Origin of the sequence: Aquabacterium soli (assembly GCF_003933735.1) — a bacterium.
GTDB classification, from domain to species: domain Bacteria; phylum Pseudomonadota; class Gammaproteobacteria; order Burkholderiales; family Burkholderiaceae_C; genus Aquabacterium; species Aquabacterium soli.
In genome coordinates, this window is record NZ_RSED01000020.1 from 26,775 (window position 1) to 47,532 (window position 20,758).

The window sequence follows — 20,758 nt, forward strand, 5'->3', positions numbered from 1 at the left end:
CGCAGCGCCGAGCGTTGCGTTGGGCGGCCCGCAAGACGCACGGTGGAAACGGGGCGGTTCGGTCGCGTCATAGCTCATCCAACCTGTTGCGCAGGCGGCCCGCATGCCAGGCTGCGATGTTCGAGATGCTCTCGTCGAGGATGCGCGCGATCGCCTCCGACGTATTGAACCCGACATGCGGTGTCACGAGCACACGCGGATGCGTCAGCAGTGGGCTGGATGCCGACCAGCCGGTATCGCAACCCAGTCCGCCGCAGCCCGTGGGCACTTCGGGAGACAGATCCCCTTCCTGTTCCAGCACGTCCAGACCTGCTGCGGCGACGGTACCTGCCTCCAGTGCGTGCAGCAGGGCGGCCTCGTCGATGAGCGCACCCCGTGCCGTGTTGATCAGTACCATGCCCGGTTTCACGCGCGCGAAGGCCTGGCCATCGAGAAGGTGGTGCGTGGCCTGCGTGGCCGGAACATGAAGGCTCAGAACATCGCTGCTTTGCAGGATCTGCTCCCACGTCACCACGCGGACGCCGGCGATGGGTGCTGCCGTGATGTCGAGCGATTGGGCGAGGGCCGGGTCGTAAGCGAGAACTTCCATGCCGAACCCCAGGGCGATACGGGCCACGTGGCGCCCGATCCGGCCCAGCCCGACGATGCCCAGCGTCTTTCCTTCCAGCTCGAAGCCGGTGAGGCCGCGGTAAGCGAAAGAACCTTGGCGCGCCCGCTCGTGGGCTTGTGTCAGATGGCGAGCCACGCCCAGCAGCAGCGCGAAGGCATGTTCGGCGACGCTGGCAGACCCATAGTCCGGCACGTGGCACACGGCAATGCCGCGTCGGCGGCAAGCCTGCAGGTCGATGTGATCGAAGCCCGCGGAGCGCGTTGCCACGAGCCGCACGCGCGGCAGCAACCGGAGCACCGATTCGTCAACGCGCGTGCGCACGAAGACGCACAGCACCTCGGTGTCTTCATCGCCGACATCGGATACCACCAGGCGTTCGTTCTGGACGAAGTGCGCGTGCCAGTGGGTCGGAAGCCGTTGCTGCAGCGCGGCCTGGTCCGCCGGTGCGATGTCGGAGAACAGAACGGACAGACGGTTTTGTGCGGTCATGAGCCCTCCTCGATTACCCGGTGCAGGGACAGGATGCAGAACGCGGCGATGAAGTGCCCGGTCTTGGTGCCTTGCGCGAGTTCCGCTTGCGCGAACACCGTCGGCAGCCGGCCGGCGACCGCATCGCGCATGGTCTCGAATCCGTCGAGCAACTGAACCGTGAAGAACGCCGCGCAGCGCATCGGGCCCTGCGTGCGGCCGCAGTCCGCGTAGGCCAGTGCGGGCTTGAATCTGGCCGGAGGATTCGTCATGGCACGGCCAGCCTCGCTCGGGGCTCACGGAACTGCCACAGCACGATGAAGCTGAGCCCAGCGGCAAAGAAGCACCACACCGAGATGAACCAGGTTGCATAGAACATGTAGGCGGCGATTGCGGAGACAAAGGCGGCCACCCCAAAAGCCGCCACGCGCCGGTGGCTAGAAACCATCAGGCTTGCGCAGGTGCCGATCAGATACAGGGCCATCGTGGTCATCACGTAGAAGTGCGGAGAGTCGTAGAGGATGTGCTGGCCGACCACGCGGGCCGTGATGGGCAGCTTCACCAGCATCGCCAGCAGGTACAGACCGACGAGCGCGCCCGCGACTGCAATGGCCACCAGAACCCGACGGCGCCAACGGACGCTCTCCAGCGCCAGCGCAGCCAGCGGGACGTAGATCGGCCACAGGACGTGCGAGAAGAACGAGTAGAGATGCGTCAGCGCCACGTTCAGCAAGGGCGCGCGGTCGGGGAACGTCAGCCACAGCATGCCTTCGAGCAGTTGCTGGACGCCGAACAGCAGCGGGATGGCGGCATACGGCAGTTCGCGCCGTGAGCGGGCCCGGCGCATGGTGACGGTCCCCAGGCCCAGCAGAACCGCTGCGGCCGTGAAACTGGCGGGTGCGGAAAAGCACATGGGCAGTCATCTCCCCTCGATCGTGAGCGTCATGGCGAGCGCGGCGCAGCGGCTCATGGCGCGCCGGCTTCCATCAGTTCCTGCACCGCTGTCGCCAGCGGTGCCACCACGCTGATGCCGTTGGAGACATGCGGCACGGTGTCGCAGGTCACCACCCGCTGGGGCCCTGCCGCAAGAAGTGCGTGGTACGCGTCGGCGGCGAACAGGGCGTGCACCCCGATGCACACCGGTGGCGGCAATCCCACGCTGCGCACACTGGCGATTGCCTGGATCATCGTGCGCGCGCTGGACACGATGTCATCGATGAGCACGGGCTCGCGGTCTGCCAGGGCCGCGGTGTCGGGAAGGCTGACCTCCACGTCCTTGTCGCCCCGGCGGATCTTCTGCAACACCGTGAACGGCGCGCCAGCCAAGCGCGCGACTTCCTGGACCCATTGCTCGCTTTCCGCATCGGGTCCGATCAACACGGGACGGTCCACATGGGCTGCGACCCAGGCCGCGATGGCGGGCGCGGACTGGACCACACGGGTCGGCACCCGGTAGACCTCGCCGAGCGAGCGGTAGCGGTGCAGATGGGGATCGACGGTGACGATACCGTCGAACACCGTCGACACCAGCGCAGCGAACGTGCGGGACGTGATGGCTTCGCCCGTGTTGAAGCGCCGGTCCTGACGCAGGTACGCCAGGTACGGGGCAGCCAGCAACACGCGGGTGGCGCCGAGGTCGCGCGCTGCGTCCGCGGCGAACAACAAGGGCAGCGCCTTGGCGTCCGGCTGTGCCAGGCTGGCCACGATCACGACGGTGCGGCCGGTGACGTCGGCGTCCAGCCGCACCAGCGACTCGCCGTCCGGGAACCGGTGCAGTTGCAGGGCAGCCCGCTGCGCGCCCAACGCCCGGATCAGTCCATCGGCGAAGTCTTCGTCGCCCGGCAGGTGAAAAACGAGAGGTTTCATAGGTTCTCCGAAATCTGGAAGATCGGTGGGCGCGAGCGGACGAACTGCAGCGCATAGGCCAGCTCGCCCGGCGCCTGGGCGTGCAGCGTGAAGAGCGGCTGTCCCGCTTCGACCTGGTCGCCCAGGCGCGCATGCACGTCGATGCCGGCGGCAGCGGCGGTCGGTGCTCCGGCGAGCTTGGCCGCCCGCGCGAGCAGCCGGTTGTCGATTCGGGAGACCCGTCCCGTGGACGGCGATGCGACGGTGTGCCGATGCGTTGCCACCGGGATGCTGCGCAGGCCGCCCTGCTCAGCGCAGATCGCCTGGAACGTGGCCCAGGCGCGGCCGTCGGCCAGCACCTGCGTGGCGAGCGTCAGGCCGCCGCCGGCGGGCGCTGCACCGCCCATTTCGAGGATGTCCGCCGCCAGCCGCAACGCTCGCTCCCGCAGGTCGGCCGGGGCCTCGGGCGTCCCTTGCAGGACGGCCAGCACGTCGCGGGCCTCCAGTGCCGGGCCGATCCCGCGGCCGACCGGCTGCTCACCATCGGTGACGCGCAAGGCCACGTGCAGGCCGATGGCGCTGCCCACCTCCTGCAGGCGCCGACCGAGCGCCGCCGCGGCCTGCGCGCTGCGCACTTTGGCGGTGGCACCCACGGGCAGGTCGATCAGCACATGGGTCGAGCCCGCGGCGGCCTTCTTGGACAGGACCGAGGCGACGAGCTGGCCCTCGCTGTCCAGGTCCAGCGGCCGCTCGACGCGGATGAGGATGTCGTCGGCGGGGCTGAGCCGTACCGAGCCGCCCCAGACGATGCAGCCGCCCGTGCGTTCGACCACGCGCCGCATGCTCGGCACATCCAGGTTCACCGGCGCCAGCACCTCCATCGTGTCGGCCGTCCCGGCCGGCGAGGTGATGGCGCGCGAGGAGGTCTTGGGCATCGTGAGGCCGCAGGCGGCCACGATGGGCACCACGAGCAGGGTCGTGCGGTTGCCGGGCAGGCCGCCGACGCAATGCTTGTCCACCACCAGCGGGCGCCCCCAATCGATGCGGTCACCGACGCCAATCATGGCGTTCGTGAGCGAGACGGTCTCCGCGAGGTCCAGGCGATCGCCGGCGCAGGCGGTGATGAAGGTGGCCAGATGCAGGTCCGAGTAATGGCCCGCCGCGACGTCGGAGATGATGGCGCTGAACTCGGCATCGCCCAGGGCATTGCCGTAGACCTTGGCCCGGACATGGCTGAGCGAATCCAGCGGCGGTGCATGGGTCACCGTGACCAGCTGGCCCGGCTGCGCCCCCAGCGACGCCCATGCCGATTCGGACAGGCCAGCGACGTTCTCGGCCAGCCAATCCCCATCGACGACGCTGAGCGTCGCCACGATGCTGCGGCGGCCGGCCGTCAGCTGCACGCGCGCCTGGGTCGTGAAACCCTCCGACCGGCAGACAGGGCAGTCGCGCCGCATGTAGACCACCGGCTCCTGATGGGTGTCGATGCCGGTGCGCCACGCCTGCAGCGTGTTCACGCCATCCTCTCCGGTGCCGGTGCCGGTGCCGGTCTCGTGCAGGTGCGCCGTCATACCAGATCCACCGTCTGCAGGTACTCGGGCACGGCAACCGACCAGCCCAGTTCATGGTCGATCCGCGCGCGCAGCGCATCGGCCGCCTCCGGCTCGCCGTGGGTCACGAAGGTTCGGCGCGGTGTTTGCGTGAAGCCGCGCATCCACGCGAGGATCTCGTCGGCATCGGCGTGGGCGGAAAGGTTGTCGAGCGAGGCCACCTCGGCGCGGATCGGCACGTCCTGGCCATGGATGCGGACGGTGGACGCGCCGTGCACGATCGCGGCGCCACGGGTGCCGCCCGCCTGGTAGCCGGCGAACAGGATGGTGTTGCGATGGTCGGGCGCGAATGACTTGAGGTGGTGCACCACGCGTCCTCCCGTGGCCATGCCACTGGCGGAGATGATGACCATCGGTCCACGACCGGCGCTGAGCGCCTTGGACTCCTCGACCTTGTTGACGATCTTCGCGGCATGGCACATGCCCTCGCATTCCTCGGGCGAGAGCCGGTGCTCGTCGCGATGGGCGTGGTACAGCCGTGTGGCATCGATGGCCATCGGGCTGTCCAGGTACACGGGCAGGTGCTGGTGGATGCGCCCTTGCTTCTTGAGCTGGTAGATGCCGTACATCAGGCTCTGCGCTCGGCCGACAGCGAACGCTGGGATGACCACGACCCCTCCACGGGCGGCCGTCTTGTTGATGACAGTCTCCAGCTGCGCCAGTGCGTCGGACGCTTCATGCTTGCGGTTGCCGTAGGTGGATTCCACCAGCAGGTAGTCGGCGCCGGGGACCTGCACCGGCGGGCGCAGCACCGGGTCGTTGGGCCGGCCGATGTCGCCGGAGAAGAGCACGGATCGCCGGCCGTCGTTGAGGTGCACGAAGGCCGAGCCGAGCATGTGCCCGGAAGGCGTCAACCGCGCGGTGAGTCCGGGCAGCGCCTCGAAGTCCTGAGAGAACGGACGTGGCGCGAACAGCTTCAGGCAGCGCTCGGCGTCCTCACGGGTGTACAGCGGCAGCGCGGGCTGGTGTTTGGAGAAACCGTGCCGGTTGGCGAACTTCGCCTCTTCCTCCTGCAGATGGCCGCTGTCGGTGAGCAGGATCTTGCACAGCTCGTGCGTCGCGGACGTGCAGTAAACCCGGCCGCGAAAGCCTTGTCGCGCCAGCAGTGGCAGGTAGCCGCTGTGGTCGATGTGGGCGTGGGTGAGCACGACCGCGTCGACGGTCTTGGGCGCGACCGGCAGCGGCTCCCAGTTGCGCAGGCGCAGCTGCTTGAATCCCTGGAACAGGCCGCAGTCCACCAGAATGGTCGCGTCGCCATGGCGCAGCAGGTATTTGGAACCGGTCACGGTGCCGGTGGCACCCAGAAATTGAAGTTGCATGGTAGGTCTCCAAGGATGTTGTCGTTCAAAGAAGGACCGGCCGATCCGGCAACTCGTTGCCGTGGTCCGCGCCCCGCGGAAAGTGCTGCACCAGCAGGTGGCTGACGGCCACGATGCCTTCCAGGGCTCCGGCCTCGAAGCGTCCCTGCGCAAACTGGGCTTCCATGCGCTGGCACACAGCCGACCACCTTTCGGCACCGCAACAGGCATGGATGCCGCGATCGGCCACGATCTCCACGGCCCGGTCGGCCAGCAGCACGTAGATCAGGACGCCGCTGTTGTGCGCCGTATCCCACACACCCAGGCGTGCGAACAGGTCCAGCGCCCGCTCGCCCGGCGATTGGTTGCGCCACAGTGGCGATCCGTCCAGCGCACCCTCGACCACGAAGCGCAGCTGGCCCCCATGCTGGAACTCTCCCGTGCGGATGGCCTGCTCGATCGCATCCAGCGCGCACGGGGGGAAGGCGCGGCGGACTGCGCGATCCGTGGTCGCAAGGTGGCGAAGAAGTCGTTGCATGTTCATCTCACCACCGTCCTGACGCGCCGCCGCCACCGAAGCCGCCGCCGCCGCCGCCGCCGCCGCCGCCGCCGCGGAATCCACCGCCACCACCGCCCAATCCTCCGCCCGGCCAGCCGCCTCCCCGGTGGCGCCCGTGCATGCCGCCGTGGCCACCCATGCCGATGCCCAGCAGCGTGACGAGGAATCCCGCCAGTCCAGCCACCGCGGCCACCGCGAAGGTGCCCACCAACTGCCACGCAGCGGCACCCAGCACGCCAGCCGTGACCAGGGAGCCTGGAAGGCGGCCGAGGGCGTTGCGTAGCACTCCGCCCAGCATCAGGGCCGCGACGAACAGGAAGGGCCAGGCCTGCCCGATGTCGTTGGTCTGCCCCTGCCGCCGTGGGTCCGCCGCAGGCAGGGCCTCGCCATCGATCACCCGCATGATCTGTTCGGCGCCTGCGGCGATGCCGCCGTCGAAATCGCCCTGGCGCAGGCGCGGCGTGATCACCTCGTCGATGATGCGCCGCGATACCACGTCGCTCAGCGCACCCTCGATGCCGTATCCGACTTCGATGCGCACGGTGCGGTCGTCCTTGGCCACCAGGAGCAACGCGCCGTCGTCCACCTTGCGACGGCCGAGCTTCCATTGCTCTACCACCCGCAGGGCGTACTGCTCGACGGGTTCGGGCCGCGTCGAGCGGACCATCAGCACGGCGATCTGCACGCCCTTGCGTTGCTCGAAGGCCCGAAGCTGCGCATCCAGCGCGGCGACACGATCGGCGGCGAGCGTTCCCGTGAGATCGGTGACGCGCGCCTGCAGCGGAGGAACGGCGACCAACTCCTGCGCGGACGCGACCGAAAGGAACAGGCTCAGCAGCAGCCAGGCCAGAGCGTGGGCCAGCCGAAGAGGGGCCGCCGGAGAGAGCACCACTGTTCTGGGCGTTCTCATGTCAGGGGCGCGCCGCCGGCGCCGAGGCGCCGAAATCGACCTGTGGCGGCGCCGCCATGGCCTTCTCGTCGGCGACCGAGAAATTGGGCTTGACGACGTAGCTGAACAGCTTGGCCGTGATGTTGGTCGGGAAGCTGCGCGTGAGCACGTTGTAATCCTGCACCGCCTTCACGTAGCGCCCACGCGCCACGGTGATGCGGTTCTCCGTGCCCTCAAGTTGGGCACGCAGGTCTTGAAAAGCCTGGTTCGCCTTGAGTTGCGGGTAGTTCTCGCTCACCACCAGCAGCCGGCTCAGCGCGCCGGACAGTTCGCTCTGTGCCGCCTGGAACTTCTGGAACGCCTCGGGGTTGTTGACGAGTTCCGGCGTGGCCTGGATCGAGGTCGCCTTCGCGCGGGCCTCGACCACCCGGGTCAGCGTCTCCTGCTCGAAGTTGGTCTCGCCCTTGACGGTCGCGACGATGTTGGGGATCAGGTCGGCGCGCCGCTGGTACTGGTTCAGCACCTCGGACCAGGCGGACTTGGTCTGCTCGTCCAGCCGCTGGAAGTCGTTGTAGCCGCANTCTGCTCGTCCAGCCGCTGGAAGTCGTTGTAGCCGCATCCGCTCAGCGACAGGGCAAGCGCTGCGAGCAGGGACATCAGGATCAGTCTCATGGTTCGGTTTCCGTGGAAGTGAGAAAAGTGCGGGACGGTGAAGCGCTCACCAGGACGGGGTTGGCTGGCCACCAATGCCGCGGAATGAGCAGCAGCGCGAGGGTGGCGGCCAGTGGAATCGACAGCCACGCAAAGGTGCTCTGCATCACAGCGCCGAATAGCCATCCGGTGGCGGCCGATCCCAGTGTTTGTCCGAGGCCGGCTGCCGCGGCGAGCCCTCCCATCGCGATACCGAGCCGCCGCGCCGAGGTGCCGGCAGCGAGGTAGGCCAGGGTGGGGAGCACGAGACCCGTGCCCGCAGCCGTGAAACTCACGCCGACGTACAGCCACATCTCGCTGCCATGGCGGGCCAGCATCAGGAGCCCGGCGATGCCCAGGACCATGCCGCAGGCCAGTACGCGGCGTGGGTCGGCGCGCTCCAGCAGGCCGGTGAAGAACAGCACCGCGTTGACGCCCAGCATCACCAGACTGCACTCGGCGAACATCAACGACACCTCTCGGGAGGAGAGATCGGGGTGGCGCTGGCCCTGCAGCACGATGCCGAGTTCAAAGCCGGCAAGCACGAACATGATCACACCGTTGAGAATCCAGAGCGCCAGGGAGCGGCTCCGGGGTGCTCCGTCGTGATCGGCTGCGTCCGCCTCTCCAAGGGAGGAAGGTGCGGGAAGCGTTGCGGCCAGGCCCAGCATCATCAGCGCGCCGAGCGCGGCCGAGAGTGCGATCACGAGCGTGGTCGATGAGCCCTGTACCAGCACGCTCAAGAAGCCCAGGCCGACAAGCCGTTCTGCAGCGGCGTTCAGGCCGGGGCCGAACAGGAACCCGAGCAGCGACATCGCACCCAGCCATGCAAAGCGCCTGGCGCGAATCGATTCTGGGGTGTACTGCGCGACGAGCGCCGGCACCACCGGCACGACCGCGGCCACAAAAAAGCCCGTCGCGCCGCGCAGCGCATAGATGCCGACCACGCCCAGGGACTCGGGGCGCAGCAGCGGGAGCAGGCTGGCCACGTAGCCGATCAGGCCCACCAGCAACACGCGGGCACGCCCCAGCCTGTCCGCCAGCATGCCCCACAGGGGCGCACCCAGCAGGATGCCCGCCGTGTAGATGCCGCTGAGGTAGCCGACATGGCGCGCAAGCGCCGCAGGATCCGCGTCGCCCATCAAGGGCCGCAGCCAGTCGGGGATCAAGGGCATCAGTGCCCCATATCCGGCCGAGACGACGAATACGGCCGCAGCGAGCCAACCCAGCTGCGCGACGCCGAGGTCTTGCTGGCGGGTGGGCCCGGATTCGCGCGGTGATCGCATGGCGCGGCTCTCTACCATGGTGGCCCGCCGCTCAGGCTGACGCGGCCGCTGGGACACTGGCACGCGACGTCACGCGCTTGATCCCCGGCAGGCGCGTGCGCTTGAGCATCAGCGCATTGATCGCGACGATCGCGGAACTGCCCGACATGGACAATGCAGCGACCTCGGGCGACAAGGTGAACGGATACAGCACCCCGGCCGCCAGCGGGAAGGCGATCACGTTGTAGGCCACGGCCCACCAGAGGTTCTGGTGCATCTTGCGCAGCGTCGCCCGGGACAGTTCGATGGCCCCGACCACGTCGTAGGGGTCACTCTTCATCAACACCACCTGGGCGCTTTCCATCGCAACGTCCGTCCCCGCGCCAATCGCAAAGCCCACGTCGGCCTGCGTCAGCGCCGGAGCGTCGTTGATGCCGTCGCCGACCATGCCGACCTTGTGACCCTGCTGCTGCAGTTCCTTGATCTTGGAGGCCTTCTGCCCGGGCAACACATCCGCAAGCACGATGTCGATGCCCAGTTCCTTGCCGATGCGCTCGGCGGTCGCCTGGTTGTCGCCGGTCAGCATCGCGACCTTCACGCCGCGTGCCTGCAGCTTGGCGATCGTCTCGCGCGAGGTCGGCCGCACGGCATCGGCGATCGCGATGAGGCCGATCAGCCGGCCACCGCGCGCGACGTGGACCACAGTGCGCCCCCCGCCTTGCAGCCGCGCCGCCTCGCTGGCAAGGGGAGCCAGATCCACCTGTTCCGACTGCATCAGCAGCCGGTTGCCCAGGAGCACCGTCTCGCCCCCGATAGTGGCCCGTGCGCCTTGCCCATCGATGTTGGTGAAGTTCTCGGTGACCTCCGTCGGCATGTCTCCCGCACGCTTGAGCACTGCGAGCGCGAGGGGGTGCTCGGAGAACTTCTCCACCGCGGCGGCCGTCGCCAGAAGCCGCGTCTCCTCGACACCGGGCGCGGCCACCATCTCGACGACATCGGGCTGCCCCAGTGTCAAGGTGCCGGTCTTGTCGAACACCACGACCGTCAACTTGGTGGCGTTCTCCAATGCGGCCGCATTCTTGAAGAGAATGCCGTTCATTGCGCCCAGCCCGGTCCCGACCATGATGGCCATCGGGGTGGCCAGCCCCAGCGCGTCAGGGCAGGCGATCACGAACACGGTGATGGTCAAGGTGAGTGCGAACAGCAATGTCTGTCCCATCACCCAGTACCAGACGCTGAAGGTCAGCAGGCCAATTACGATCGCCGCCAGCACCAGCCACTGGGATGCCTGGTCGGCCAGCAGCTGGCCGGGGGCCTTCGAGTTCTGGGCCTCCTGGACCAGCTTGACGATCTGCGCCAAGGCCGTGTCCGCGCCGACCTTCGTGGCCTTGTAGCGAAAGCTTCCGCTCTTGTTGATGCTGGCGCCTACGACGGTGCTGCCCACGCCCTTCTTGACCGGCATGGACTCGCCCGTCAGCATCGACTCGTCCACTTGCGACGCGCCCTCGACGATCTCGCCGTCCACCGGGATCTTGTCGCCGGGCTTGATCACGACCAGTTCGCCGGCTGCAACCTCGGCGGTCGGTACCTTGGTCTCCACCCCGTTGCGCACGACCGTGGCCATGGGCGGGGCGAGATCCATCAACGCGCGAATCGCGTCGGATGCGCCCGCGCGGGCGCGCATCTCCAGCCAGTGCCCCAGCAGGATGAAGACCAGCAGCACCGATGCCGCTTCATAGAACACCTCACCCTCGTAGAAGAAGGTCGCGCCGATGCTGAACAGGTAGCCGGTGCCCACCGACAGCACGACCAACGTGGCCATGTTGGCGACGCCGTTGCTTAGCGCGCGCCACGCCGCCACGTAGAAAGGCCAACCTGGATAGATGATCGCGGCACTTGCGAGGAAGAAAAGAAAGAGCTTGTCGTCCAGCCCGAACGGCGTCTGGAAGTCGCCGAACATCTTCCCCATCGGGGAATAGAAGAACACGGGAATGGCGAAGACCAGGGCCACGAAGAAGCGATTGCGCATGTCCCGGGCCATGTCCTGCATCGAGCCCGACCCGTGGCCCATGTCGTGCATCATGTCGGCCATCGCAGGGTCGCCTGCGTGGGCCTGGTGCGCAGCATGGGCGGCGGGCGTCGTGGCCGCAGCCTTCGCGCGTGCGGCCGTGGCGGGGGCATGCGCGTGGTGCCCCTCATGCCCCATCTCTTGCGCCTGACGTGCGGGTGCGCCGTGATGGCCGTGCACCGCATGGCTGGGGTCGGCAGAGACGCCAGCGGCGGGCGCGCACACGTGCTTGGGCGTCTGCTCGCCACGGCAGTGATAGCCGCATTCGGCGATGCGCTGGCGCAGATCCTCGACACTGAGTTGTCCCTCATCGAGATGGACCGTTGCGCTTCCCGCAACATAGTTGACATCTGCATGATGGACGCCGGGAAGCTGCAGCAGCTTGCGGCGTACTCCCTCCGCGCTCAGGCTCGATACGAGCCCTCCGACTTCAACGTTGATCGACTTCATGGATGTTCTTCCTGTTCGCTGTGTACGTGGTCTCAACGAGCGAGTCGGCCCGAGTCCAGGCAGTCCTGCGAAAACTCGAAGACGATCTCCCGGTCGGGAGCGATGACCTTGTGCTTCTTGCCGGCGTAGTGCAGCCGGGAGAGGATGTCTCTGATCAGGTTGAGCCTCGCCAACCGTTTGTTGTCGCCGTGCACGACAGACCAGGGCGCTGCGGCCGTATGGGTGCGCATGAACATCTCGTCGCGCGCCCGTGTATAGCCGTCCCAGTGCTTCAGCGCGACGGCATCCACCGGGCTCGACTTCCACTGTTTGAGGGGATCACGGCGGCGTTCCCCGAGCCGGCGGCTCTGCTCCTTCTTGCCGATGTCGAGGTAATACTTCAGCAGCTTGATGCCGGAGTTGACCAACATCTCCTCGAACTTGGGCACTGAGTTCATGAATTCCTCGTGCTCCTCGGCGGTACAGAAGCCCATCACCGGTTCCACGCCCGCACGGTTGTACCAACTGCGGTTGAACACCACGAGCTCTTCGCCAACCGGCAGGTGCGGGACGTAGCGCTGGAAGTACCAGCCCGTGCGATCCCGGTCGGAGGGCTTTCCTAGCGCGACGACCCGTGTTTCCCGAGGACTCAGGTGTTCGACCAGCCGCTTGATGCTGCCGTCCTTGCCTGCGCCGTCCCTTCCCTCCAAGAGGATCAGGATACGGTCGTTGCATTTGATGAAATGCCGCTGCAGTTTCACCAGTTCGATCTGCAGCATGTGCAACTGTGCTTCGTAGTCCTCGCGGCCGATCGAGCGTGTCGCTGTCTCGTCGCGCGCTGAGCCGTGGGCAGTGCCGGTGCCGTCCACATCGGCCTTGTGCTTGGCGCCTTTGGCACCCTTCTTGTTCTTTGCCATGGGTTCTCCGTTAGGTCTGGTCGCAGGCGATCAGCATTGCGTGTGTCGACGCCCGGCGGGGCGCGGCGCTCATGTCCGCATCCGAGCGGGAGCCGCAGCCATCGCCTTGTCCGTAGGCTGCAGCCAGGTACGGTCGATTGATGCGCTGACGCCAGCGGGTCTTCTTCATGTCAGCCTCGCTGGCGCGTGTCCGAAAGGGAGGGAAGGAAGCGCGGCGTGCGCGCGGCATAGGCGTCGAACTCGGCGCCGAACTGCTTGCGCATGTCCTTCTCCTCGTTGACTGCCAGCCTCGAATACATCACGACGAGGAAGGGGAACATCAGCAGCGTCAACAGCGTCGGCCACTGCAGCAGAAAGCCGAAAAGGATCGCCACGAAGGCCACATACTGCGGGTGCCGAATCCTGGCGTATGGGCCGCTCACGGCAAGTTGGGCGTGCCGTTGCGCGTGGTAGAGCACCGTCCAGGCGCTCGACAGAAGCCAGAAGCCGCCCCCGATGAAGATGTAGCTTGCGATATGAAGCGGGCTGAAGTGAGGGTCGCCGCTCTCGCCCAGCAGGGTCGACCAGAGATGGCCGCTGTTGTGCGACAGCAAGTCCAGACTGGGATACTTGGTCTGAAGCCAGCCGGACAGCACGTACAGCGTCAGCGGAAAGCCGTACATCTCGACGAACAAGGCAACAATGAACGCTGCGAATGTCCCGAAGGTTCTCCAGTCGCGCGAGGTCTGCGGTTTGAAGAAGCTGAAGGCGAACATGATGAAGACCGCCGAGTTCACGAGGACGAGCAGCCAAAGCCCATAAGCGGGCGCATCGTGGTTCATTTGCGCTCTCCCGGGTACGGTGGATTCGCCTTGCTACCGTCGCCTGGTACGGCATGGCGATGCATCAGCACATGAGCGATGACGCAAGTCGCCAGGAGGACCAGTGGCAGCGCGGCCAAGTAGTGCCCGCGGTGTTCCGTCAGCAGCATGTAGATGCTCACGGCCAGGAAGACCAGAAAGCCCAGGAACCATCGCGAGCGCGAAAACCTTGGACCGGTGCGGTGAGAAGTTGTCATGGTCGTCCTCCTCACTTCGCCGGCTCAGGCATCCGGTCCATCATCATCTGCATCATGGATTGGCACATGTCCATGCGCATTTCGAGCATTTGCTGCCGCTCAGCCGTCGGCGCCGACTCGGCTCCATCCTTCATTGCGCCCATCATCGCCATGCCAGCCCGCATGGCCTGCATGTGTTCGGCCATGAGCGCCTTGCGCTGCGCAGGCGTCTTCGCAGCCACCATCCGTTCGTGCATGGCCTGCATCGACTTCAGTTGCGCATCCATGCCCTCGGTGGTCGGCGCCCTTGGCGTCTCGGCCGCGGTCGGACTCGCACCTGCGGGGTGATGGGCCAGATGGTTGTCCTGCGCGAACGCAGACAAGGTGACCAGTGCGGCGCCAACGATGGCCGCGATCGAATGCGTGAATTTCATTTCTCTCTCCTTTAGCCGCGGGTGCCTGCCATTGGGGCGAAACCGATGTCGCCGCAAGCGGACAAAGCCCTATGAAAACTCCGTAGTCGGGTACAGAGTCAAGGCTTATGAGTTGTGCGCCGGGTGTGACCGACACGGCAACTCAAAGGAGGCGCTACAGCGCGAGACGCTCGAACAGCAGCCACGACGGCCGCTTGGGAGGTGGTCGCTGGTGACCCCTCGATGGGATGGCTCGCAGAGCCAACGTCGGAGCCAGCAGCTGGTCTCCATAGGCGGGAGGCGCCAAACCGACGAGGTCGAACGCGAAGGTTGGTGCTTTCTGAATGGCGGACTGGTTGACGTCGCCGCAGAGCTTCAGGCACGGGGCCTTCGACGGGTCATGGGAACCTTCTTCGTGCTCACCATGGAGGCCTTCATGATTTCCATGCCCGGACGATGGGACATGCTCATATCCGACAGCATGCCGATGTTGCTGCGGAGACTCCAGAAGGCAGGCATTGGCCACCCCGGCCCCGAGCGCAAACAGCCATACCCCGAGCACCATCCACGCGATGGCGCGAATCCTGCGGTGGTTGAGAAGTGTGCGCATGTGCGGCCTATTTGCCCATTGACACTGGTCATCCTAGGCCCAAATGAGCTGCGGGATATTGATTTGGATCAAATGGACGCAGGGGTCAACTACGCAGTGCTGCGTTATTCTTTGTTGGTCATGAATAAGACAGTGGATCCCTCAATGAAAGAAGGTCCTGGTGATTGGATGACGGTCGGCAGGCTGGCGAAGGTCGCTGGTGTCGGCGTAGAGACAATCCGCTACTACCAAGGACGCGGGCTCTTGCCGATCCCGAAGACCGCGGGCAGCTTCCGGCGCTACCCCGCTTCGATGATCCAGCGGATTGGTTTCATCAAGCGCGCTCAGAGTCTTGGGTTTTCGCTGGACGAGGTGAAATCCCTCTTGGACCTGGAGGATGGACGGAATCGCCGAGCCATTCAAACTGTGACGCGGCGGCGCCTTGACCAGATCGACGAGAAGGTCGGCGATCTTGAGCGCATGCGAGGCGCTCTGCGGGACATGCTGGTGAGGTGCGAAGAGACGGGAGAGGCGCTGCCTTGTCCCATCATCGCTGCGCTGATGACGCCTTTGACTCCGTCCGAATGAAGGTATGGCGTGGGAGTCAGTCCCGGCGAAGTTGAGAAGTTCATGTTGACCCTCGTCACCTTCCTGAAGTCTCGTCGCCGTGTTTGGTCTCACCCAACAGGGATAGATAGGGATTGCCCGGAGGCGTTTCCGGGAAAAGCAGGCTCGAATTTTCCAGAAGGTATCCGTGCAGGCGGCGGGACTTTCTTGGCCCGGTGACTTCGCACGTCCAAATGTTCAGGCCATTGGGATGCTTGACGTGTAGTTGGAGCTTTTCAAAGCGCTTCTGCACCCACTGCCAATCCTGTTGCTGCTCTTGCCTGGCCAGTGCGTCCACTTGCGGATGCTCCTGCGCATAGCGTTGGAACACGCCTGGGCTGACGAGATAGGCGGTGCCGCTCACGGTATGCACGAGCGCCTTCGCGTCGTTGATGATGAGCCGGCGGGAAGCGATGGCCTGTTTCAGCCACGCCATGAAGTGCTCTCCGGATGACTGCCTTGTCCTGGGCGTCGGCGCTGGGGACGAACGCTGAGGGGCGGTCAAGGGTGGCGCGTCGGTACGCGCGGCAGACACCAGCTCAGAAAGTGCTTCAGCATCCTGCCGGGTCGCGGGTGAATCCCCCATGCCCACCATCGAAAGCATGTCTTCCATCGCGTCGGGCAGTGGCTCACCTTCCGCTGGAGGAGAGGAGTTACCTTTCTCCCATGGCGGAATCCCTTGCCCCTCCGAAGCGAACTGCGCGTCTGCCGGCGGAATGGCGGCGGGCACATTGGCCTCTTTGGCTGTGGCCGCCGCGTCGACCGACACCGTGCCGGTAAACGGCGCCGGCCTCTCGGTTGGCTCCCAGATCAGCGCGGTCGCGAGGCGCAACAGGGTGAACGAGTGGGACCAGCCGGTGGAACTGGTCACGGTCGCGCGCCAGATCGCCTTGCCGTCGGGGGTGGGCTGCAGCATGCCGTGATCCTGCAGGACGTTGAACACCGCAGTGTTGTTCGCGGGGATGCCATCGACGCCTTGGGACAACAGGTGCGCACGCAATTTGTCCGATACCGTCTTGCTCACCAGCCACAGCGTGTCCTCGGTGAGCCACCCATCGGAGGCTTCGGGCTGGTTCAGCTTCAGCTCTTCCTTGAGCAGGTAGCGCAGTCCGTTGACCAGCTTGCGTTGCAGCGAGTGCTTAGGCGCGGCCATAGCGCGCGCGGGATCGCCGCCCAACTCCTGAGCCACGGAAGCGCGGTCGGCCTGTACGACCAGCTCGCCCAGCACCCCGGCGTGCTCGTACTGACCGGCCAGGACGAAGAGCAGCGGCGACCACAGGGACGGATAGTCGCTGAGCCAGTCCAGGAGATCGCGGTCGAGCAGTTGCTGATAGAGCAAGCCGGTCGCAGCGCTGTGAAGCCGATATTCGCGATCCTCGCGGTAGCGGAATCGGTATGGCTGGCGCAGCGGGCCGTGCCACGGGTGCCAGGTGCTGCCGTCGGCAAGCTCGACGTGCATATCGACCGCCACCTTTCCGATGTCATGGAGCAGCGCGGCATAGGCGATGGCGGCGGTCCAGGCTTCGGACTGCGCCGCCTGATCTTCGGGGCTGGCGCCGATGGGCAGCAGATGGGACTGCCGCAGTTTCAGGCTGTAGGCGACGATTTCCAGGCCGTGGTCCAGCATGCCGCCAGGGTAAGCGTGATGATGCGCCTCGGAAGCCGGGAAAGCCTGGACCAGCTCGGCGTAGCGTTCCAGTGGCGCCCGATACAAGGTGGCGAATTGCCTGCGTGAGAGCGACGTGCGCTGCCAGATGTGCTCCAGCAGCTTCTGCCGGCGCGGGGTGGCCAGCAGCGAAGCGGCCGACTCGGGCCGCATCAACCCTTTCGGGAGGTCGGCGGTGGGTGGTGGCGTCGGCGCGGCAGCCACCGGGGGCCGTTTTCGCTGGAACAGGGAGAGCATGCGGGTGTCCTGTGGCGGGCCGGCCGGGAGGCCTTTTTGCCTTTTCGAGGTAGGGCCTTTCCCCTTGCACCCCATTCCCTTGCCGTTTCGGCCCTTTGGCCTTTAACCTTTTCGGTATAGCCGGGCCTGGGTTGCGTCTCCAGCGTCAATGTGGAACCCGCACGAATGGATTGGACGGAGACCTGGCGCTGGCCCCTGCCTATGCTGCGGGGACGCTACCCCCGGCAGGTAGGCTCTCGCTCAGGCGACTAAGTTGACAAATGCGACAAGGGCGACTAGAGTGAATCCTGTCTCAAACCTGCCTGGGAGATCACCATGCCCAATGCCATTGAATTCATTGCCGACCATCTGCCGCGCGTCACGGTGGAGGATGTGCGCCGCTTCGCGGATACCGTCGAAATCCGGGATGCCACGGCTTTTGCGGCCGAGTTGCAGGCGTTCGTCCACGAGCGTGTGGAGGCGGTGAAGCTGCCCGCCAGCCTGGAAGCGGACACGGTGCAAGAGGCCCTGGCACGCAAAGCGGGCGCGCTGCGCGCCGAGACGCGGTGGGCGCCGAGTGAAACCGACGTCCAGCGTGGCCGCGCTGCGCTGCTGGAAACCTTCAACCAGCCGCACAACCTGGCGATCCCCGAGTACGCCAAGCTGGCGGACAAGTCGCGCCAGCAGATCTACAAGGACATCCTCGCGCGCCGGCTGCTGGCGCTGAATGTGGGGCCGCGCGGCCAGAAGCTGCCCGACTGGCAGCTCGACCCGGTGAAGCAGCAGTTGACCCAAACCGTGCTTCAGGAGGTCGAGGGCATCGACCACTGGACGATCTACCGCGCGCTGTCCGAACCGCTCGAAGGCTTGGGCGGACGCTCGCCGGTGGATACGGTGACACATGGCACGATCGATGACGTGGCCGAAGCGGTGTTCAACGTGCTGGGCGTCCAGGTGCATTGAGGCAAGACCGCCATGAGCCGCGAACTGCCCTTGTTCCTGATCGATGCGGGTGAACTGCTCCAGCATGTGAGCCGCGTCGTCTATCGGGGCAGCCCGCTGTACTATGGCCGCAGCGGCACCAATCGCTACGACGACCCGGCGCGGACCTACGGCGTGCTCTACCTGGGCCGCGACCTGCCCACGGCGCTGATGGAGTCGGTGTTTCACAAGCACCAGTGGCTGGCGGATGAAAAGCGCTCGATCGCGCTGAAGGAAGTCGAGAGCCGGCTCGTGCGCGCCGTGGGCGTCCTGGACGACGTGCGGCTGGCCGATCTCACGGCCGAGGGTGTCATGGCGGGTTACTTCGGCCTGAACCTGGAACAGTTGGCCAGCCGCGACTACACGCACACGCAGCAGGTGTCCGCCCAGGTGCATGCGATGCTCGGAGACGACGGCCAGCCGCTGTTCGACGGGGTGCTCTATCCTTCGCGCAACAACTATCCCGCCAAGAGCATCGCCCTGTTCGAGCGTGCGGCAGCAAAGGTTGGCGTTGTCGATGACATCGACCTGGTGGACCATGTGGACTGGCCGCGCTTCGTTGCCACGTATCGCGTCGGCGTGGAACCCGACCCCGGCCCGGTGGAACCGGATGACGAAGCGTCCTGAAGCAGCAAGAAAACACATTGAAGCCCCAAACGGAATGAAGTGGAGCAAACTGGAATAGGCATACCTTTGTAGCAGGAGACGACCATGAACACGACAACCCGCATCGGCACCGCAGAACGTCTCGGTCGCAGCCTCGGCCGGGGATGGCGCGCTTACGCGCGCGGCGAACGTCGGGCGTCGAACTGGTTGGTGTCCAAGGGGGTGCCGGCGGTCATTGCCACCGCGCTCGTGTGGGTGGTCAAGCTGGTTGCGCTCGGGATGCTGGTGTACACCACCTTCTGGCTGGCCCTGCTGCTGGTGTGCGTCATGGTCGTTGCCTGGATGGCCCGCAACGCCGACTTGGGCGAAGGGTTACCCGAGCCAGAGTGGCGAAACGGACCAGCAGGATTCGGCCTATACACCTATGACGGTTTTCGCATTGATCCTCATGTCGAGGACGACTAGCAGTCATCACTTCTTCAAAACTGCATTGATCGCAATGCTTCCGCCCCTCCCGCCAGCAGCCTTGGCATCTCCGGTGGCACCAGCGAGGCCTTGGAGCACATTGCCGGCGCGAACGCCCGCCCAAGCCAGGGCCATGATCCAGAACGTGGGCAGTACGATGAACATCGTGCCCGTGACGAACATCAGGAGCATGTCGCCGAAAGCGTTGTTCAGGCCCACCAGCGGGTCGAAGTTGGTATGCGGCCGGTTCCAGCCGAAGCCCCGGCCATAAAGCGCATCCAGGATCGTTGAATCGATCCAGCGCGCAAGCTGAAACCAGAAGTCCGTGAAAAACAGCGCAAACTGCACGACGCTGACCGTGACTACCGTCTTCAGGTCATAGGTGCCCACGACCAGCACGAGCGGGATGCAGATGACCAGCGCCATCTTGAGCAAGGCGAGGACCATGGGTAGAGACTGTCTCACGACGTCCATGGCGGGAAACGCGGCAATCGCGCCGACGGCCATCCCAACGTCTCCCGTGGCCCGTGTCACGATGTTCGGCAAGGTCTTGTCGATCTGGCCGCCGTAGTCCGTATAGACGCTGCCCTGGTTCAACTTTTGCTGCCGCGGTGACGCGATGGCTCGGATCACCGAGTCGTCCACCTCGGCCCGGCTCAGGAACCCGGCCCAGCCCGCCAGGCGACTCAACAGGCTCGGGTCCACCTGACCCAGCAGGCGTGCCCGCAGGCCGTTACTTCCATCGCTCCACCACTGGCGGCAGGTCGGGTAGCCGCCACCGCTGGCCACCTGCGCAAGCCCTGCGTCGCGGGTGCTGTCATAGGGCCAGTCCTCGCGTGGGGTGCTGGAACGGTATGTGTCGTAGTAGCCGTTCGTGTCGGTGAAGAACCGCGATCCGATCCAGGTCACGTCGTGCATCTGCTGCTCATCGAGCTGAGGGCGCTGCATGAACAATTTGGCCCGTGCAGGCCCATAGCAATCCCGCGAGAAATCCGCTACTTCCTGAGCCAGCACCGGGTCATCGATGCGCGTAGCGTCGATCTCCATGCGCATCTGCCGCAGGTCCGTGCCGCACGGGATCGCTGCCACCGAAGCGCCCGTGACGGCGCGCGAGAGCGCGTGCATGAACGCCCACCACACCGGCACCTTCGCCGACTGGTTGTTGATGGTGCTGAAGGACTGCGACCAGCCGGTATCCCCGGGCTGCGCCACGCTGACCTGGCACTGGGCCGAGCGCGAGCTGTCGTACTGGATGGTGTTCAGGTCCACGTCGATGAACGGAATGCCGGCGAACATCACCACCACGATGGCGACGAAGACCCGGTTCTCGATGCGGGCGGCGCTCAGCACGCCTTTGTTGCCCTCGTCGGCGCCTTCCGCACGGGCCTTCAACCACTCCTGCACGATGATGGCGACGAAAGGCAGCGCGAATACCCCGCTGGATACGAGGACCGCCCAGATGCCGTTGTTGACGATCCAGGACACGAGGGTTAGGTAGTACTCCAGGTAGTCGGTCGTGAAAAGCGTCATGG

Annotated in this window: 22 protein-coding genes; 4 read left to right on the forward strand and 18 right to left on the reverse strand. The window is 65.8% G+C overall.

Translation table 11 applies throughout. The annotated features are described in order from the left end of the window. Nucleotides 1–67: 67 nt before the first annotated feature. From EIP75_RS19540 to EIP75_RS19610, 16 genes are all read right to left on the reverse strand, one after another. Nucleotides 68–1,099 (reverse strand): hydroxyacid dehydrogenase, encoded by a 1,032-nt coding sequence (locus EIP75_RS19540; RefSeq protein ID WP_023093279.1) that lies wholly within the window; start codon nt 1,097–1,099, stop codon nt 68–70. Next, on the reverse strand, nt 1,096–1,350 hold the full coding sequence (locus EIP75_RS19545) for a hypothetical protein (RefSeq protein ID WP_006226045.1): 255 nt from the start codon (nt 1,348–1,350) through the stop codon (nt 1,096–1,098). Before EIP75_RS19545 ends, EIP75_RS19540 begins: the two co-directional genes overlap by 4 nt. Then, a complete protein-coding gene (locus EIP75_RS19550; RefSeq protein ID WP_006226044.1) occupies nt 1,347–1,991 on the reverse strand; it encodes a DUF6629 family protein in 645 nt (214 codons plus the stop codon). The genes EIP75_RS19545 and EIP75_RS19550 overlap by 4 nt, the downstream gene beginning before the upstream one ends. Before the next feature lie 53 nt (nt 1,992–2,044). Continuing rightward, nucleotides 2,045–2,944 (reverse strand): ribose-phosphate pyrophosphokinase, encoded by a 900-nt coding sequence (locus tag EIP75_RS19555; protein WP_023093280.1) that lies wholly within the window; start codon nt 2,942–2,944, stop codon nt 2,045–2,047. Continuing rightward, on the reverse strand, nt 2,941–4,494 hold the full coding sequence (locus EIP75_RS19560; RefSeq protein WP_049296404.1) for a thymidine phosphorylase family protein: 1,554 nt from the start codon (nt 4,492–4,494) through the stop codon (nt 2,941–2,943). Before EIP75_RS19560 ends, EIP75_RS19555 begins: the two co-directional genes overlap by 4 nt. Continuing rightward, complete coding sequence (locus tag EIP75_RS19565) at nt 4,491–5,852, reverse strand: MBL fold metallo-hydrolase (protein ID WP_003090261.1); 1,362 nt, start codon at nt 5,850–5,852, stop codon at nt 4,491–4,493. Before EIP75_RS19565 ends, EIP75_RS19560 begins: the two co-directional genes overlap by 4 nt. Before the next feature lie 25 nt (nt 5,853–5,877). Next, nucleotides 5,878–6,375 (reverse strand): TPM domain-containing protein, encoded by a 498-nt coding sequence (locus EIP75_RS19570; protein WP_023083478.1) that lies wholly within the window; start codon nt 6,373–6,375, stop codon nt 5,878–5,880. A 1-nt stretch (nt 6,376) separates the two neighbouring features. Next, the gene (locus tag EIP75_RS19575; RefSeq protein ID WP_125244954.1) at nt 6,377–7,300 is read right to left on the reverse strand and encodes a TPM domain-containing protein; all 924 of its coding nucleotides are present in this window, start codon (nt 7,298–7,300) and stop codon (nt 6,377–6,379) included. A 1-nt stretch (nt 7,301) separates the two neighbouring features. Then, nucleotides 7,302–7,898 (reverse strand): LemA family protein, encoded by a 597-nt coding sequence (locus EIP75_RS19580; protein WP_125244955.1) that lies wholly within the window; start codon nt 7,896–7,898, stop codon nt 7,302–7,304. Between the two features lie 49 nt (nt 7,899–7,947). Next, nucleotides 7,948–9,273 (reverse strand): MFS transporter, encoded by a 1,326-nt coding sequence (locus EIP75_RS19585; RefSeq protein ID WP_023083480.1) that lies wholly within the window; start codon nt 9,271–9,273, stop codon nt 7,948–7,950. Between the two features lie 13 nt (nt 9,274–9,286). Beyond that, nucleotides 9,287–11,752, reverse strand: a complete 2,466-nt coding sequence (locus tag EIP75_RS19590; RefSeq protein ID WP_125244956.1) for a heavy metal translocating P-type ATPase — start codon at nt 11,750–11,752, stop codon at nt 9,287–9,289. Between the two features lie 32 nt (nt 11,753–11,784). Continuing rightward, a complete protein-coding gene (gene ppk2 / locus EIP75_RS19595; RefSeq protein ID WP_023087280.1) occupies nt 11,785–12,648 on the reverse strand; it encodes a polyphosphate kinase 2 in 864 nt (287 codons plus the stop codon). Between the two features lie 10 nt (nt 12,649–12,658). Beyond that, nucleotides 12,659–12,817 carry a hypothetical protein gene (locus EIP75_RS24375; protein WP_010791738.1) on the reverse strand — a complete coding sequence of 53 codons (159 nt, stop codon included), beginning with the start codon at nt 12,815–12,817 and terminating at the stop codon, nt 12,659–12,661. 1 nt (nt 12,818) lies between these two features. Further along, nucleotides 12,819–13,469 (reverse strand): methyltransferase family protein, encoded by a 651-nt coding sequence (locus EIP75_RS19600; RefSeq protein ID WP_003090238.1) that lies wholly within the window; start codon nt 13,467–13,469, stop codon nt 12,819–12,821. After that, complete coding sequence (locus tag EIP75_RS19605) at nt 13,466–13,705, reverse strand: DUF2933 domain-containing protein (RefSeq protein ID WP_003090237.1); 240 nt, start codon at nt 13,703–13,705, stop codon at nt 13,466–13,468. Before EIP75_RS19605 ends, EIP75_RS19600 begins: the two co-directional genes overlap by 4 nt. Nucleotides 13,706–13,716: 11 nt before the next feature. Beyond that, complete coding sequence (locus EIP75_RS19610) at nt 13,717–14,118, reverse strand: hypothetical protein (protein WP_023093282.1); 402 nt, start codon at nt 14,116–14,118, stop codon at nt 13,717–13,719. A gap of 379 nt (nt 14,119–14,497) precedes the next feature. Between EIP75_RS19610 and EIP75_RS24665 the strand changes: the two genes are divergently transcribed. Then, nucleotides 14,498–15,274, forward strand: coding sequence for a MerR family transcriptional regulator (locus EIP75_RS24665; protein WP_225321160.1), 777 nt, complete (start codon nt 14,498–14,500; stop codon nt 15,272–15,274). 55 nt (nt 15,275–15,329) lie between these two features. Here the strand turns inward: EIP75_RS24665 and mobH are convergent, their stop codons facing one another. Next, nucleotides 15,330–17,195, reverse strand: coding sequence for a MobH family relaxase (gene mobH, locus EIP75_RS19625; RefSeq protein ID WP_023093284.1), 1,866 nt, complete (start codon nt 17,193–17,195; stop codon nt 15,330–15,332). 315 nt (nt 17,196–17,510) lie between these two features. Here mobH and EIP75_RS19635 point away from each other — a divergent pair, with 315 nt between their 5' ends. The 3 genes from EIP75_RS19635 (at nt 17,511) to EIP75_RS19645 (ending at nt 19,226) form a co-directional block, all read left to right on the forward strand. Next, nucleotides 17,511–18,137, forward strand: a complete 627-nt coding sequence (locus EIP75_RS19635; protein WP_023093285.1) for a hypothetical protein — start codon at nt 17,511–17,513, stop codon at nt 18,135–18,137. A 12-nt stretch (nt 18,138–18,149) separates the two neighbouring features. Further along, on the forward strand, nt 18,150–18,782 hold the full coding sequence (locus EIP75_RS19640; RefSeq protein ID WP_023093286.1) for an RES family NAD+ phosphorylase: 633 nt from the start codon (nt 18,150–18,152) through the stop codon (nt 18,780–18,782). 84 nt (nt 18,783–18,866) lie between these two features. Then, the gene (locus EIP75_RS19645) at nt 18,867–19,226 is read left to right on the forward strand and encodes a DUF3742 family protein (protein WP_023093287.1); all 360 of its coding nucleotides are present in this window, start codon (nt 18,867–18,869) and stop codon (nt 19,224–19,226) included. A gap of 6 nt (nt 19,227–19,232) precedes the next feature. On the opposite strand, the gene EIP75_RS19650 is transcribed toward EIP75_RS19645, so the two are convergent. Then, nucleotides 19,233–20,756, reverse strand: a complete 1,524-nt coding sequence (locus EIP75_RS19650; protein ID WP_023093288.1) for a conjugal transfer protein TraG N-terminal domain-containing protein — start codon at nt 20,754–20,756, stop codon at nt 19,233–19,235. Between the last annotated feature and the right edge of the window lie 2 nt (nt 20,757–20,758).

Bases quoted from the DNA above. Each gene is read 5' to 3' on its own strand.
- EIP75_RS19540 (WP_023093279.1), bottom strand. From the start codon at position 1,099: ATGACCGCACAAAACCGTCTGTCCGTTCTGTTCTCCGACATCGCACCG.
- EIP75_RS19545 (WP_006226045.1), bottom strand. From the start codon at position 1,350: ATGACGAATCCTCCGGCCAGATTCAAGCCCGCACTGGCCTACGCGGAC.
- EIP75_RS19550 (WP_006226044.1), bottom strand. From the start codon at position 1,991: ATGTGCTTTTCCGCACCCGCCAGTTTCACGGCCGCAGCGGTTCTGCTG.
- EIP75_RS19555 (WP_023093280.1), bottom strand. From the start codon at position 2,944: ATGAAACCTCTCGTTTTTCACCTGCCGGGCGACGAAGACTTCGCCGAT.
- EIP75_RS19560 (WP_049296404.1), bottom strand. From the start codon at position 4,494: ATGACGGCGCACCTGCACGAGACCGGCACCGGCACCGGCACCGGAGAG.
- EIP75_RS19565 (WP_003090261.1), bottom strand. From the start codon at position 5,852: ATGCAACTTCAATTTCTGGGTGCCACCGGCACCGTGACCGGTTCCAAA.
- EIP75_RS19570 (WP_023083478.1), bottom strand. From the start codon at position 6,375: ATGAACATGCAACGACTTCTTCGCCACCTTGCGACCACGGATCGCGCA.
- EIP75_RS19575 (WP_125244954.1), bottom strand. From the start codon at position 7,300: ATGAGAACGCCCAGAACAGTGGTGCTCTCTCCGGCGGCCCCTCTTCGG.
- EIP75_RS19585 (WP_023083480.1), bottom strand. From the start codon at position 9,273: ATGGTAGAGAGCCGCGCCATGCGATCACCGCGCGAATCCGGGCCCACC.
- EIP75_RS19590 (WP_125244956.1), bottom strand. From the start codon at position 11,752: ATGAAGTCGATCAACGTTGAAGTCGGAGGGCTCGTATCGAGCCTGAGC.
- ppk2 (WP_023087280.1), bottom strand. From the start codon at position 12,648: ATGGCAAAGAACAAGAAGGGTGCCAAAGGCGCCAAGCACAAGGCCGAT.
- EIP75_RS24375 (WP_010791738.1), bottom strand. From the start codon at position 12,817: ATGAAGAAGACCCGCTGGCGTCAGCGCATCAATCGACCGTACCTGGCT.
- EIP75_RS19600 (WP_003090238.1), bottom strand. From the start codon at position 13,469: ATGAACCACGATGCGCCCGCTTATGGGCTTTGGCTGCTCGTCCTCGTG.
- EIP75_RS19605 (WP_003090237.1), bottom strand. From the start codon at position 13,705: ATGACAACTTCTCACCGCACCGGTCCAAGGTTTTCGCGCTCGCGATGG.
- EIP75_RS19610 (WP_023093282.1), bottom strand. From the start codon at position 14,118: ATGAAATTCACGCATTCGATCGCGGCCATCGTTGGCGCCGCACTGGTC.
- EIP75_RS24665 (WP_225321160.1), top strand. From the start codon at position 14,498: ATGGGAACCTTCTTCGTGCTCACCATGGAGGCCTTCATGATTTCCATG.
- mobH (WP_023093284.1), bottom strand. From the start codon at position 17,195: ATGCTCTCCCTGTTCCAGCGAAAACGGCCCCCGGTGGCTGCCGCGCCG.
- EIP75_RS19635 (WP_023093285.1), top strand. From the start codon at position 17,511: ATGCCCAATGCCATTGAATTCATTGCCGACCATCTGCCGCGCGTCACG.
- EIP75_RS19640 (WP_023093286.1), top strand. From the start codon at position 18,150: ATGAGCCGCGAACTGCCCTTGTTCCTGATCGATGCGGGTGAACTGCTC.
- EIP75_RS19645 (WP_023093287.1), top strand. From the start codon at position 18,867: ATGAACACGACAACCCGCATCGGCACCGCAGAACGTCTCGGTCGCAGC.
- EIP75_RS19650 (WP_023093288.1), bottom strand. From the start codon at position 20,756: ATGACGCTTTTCACGACCGACTACCTGGAGTACTACCTAACCCTCGTG.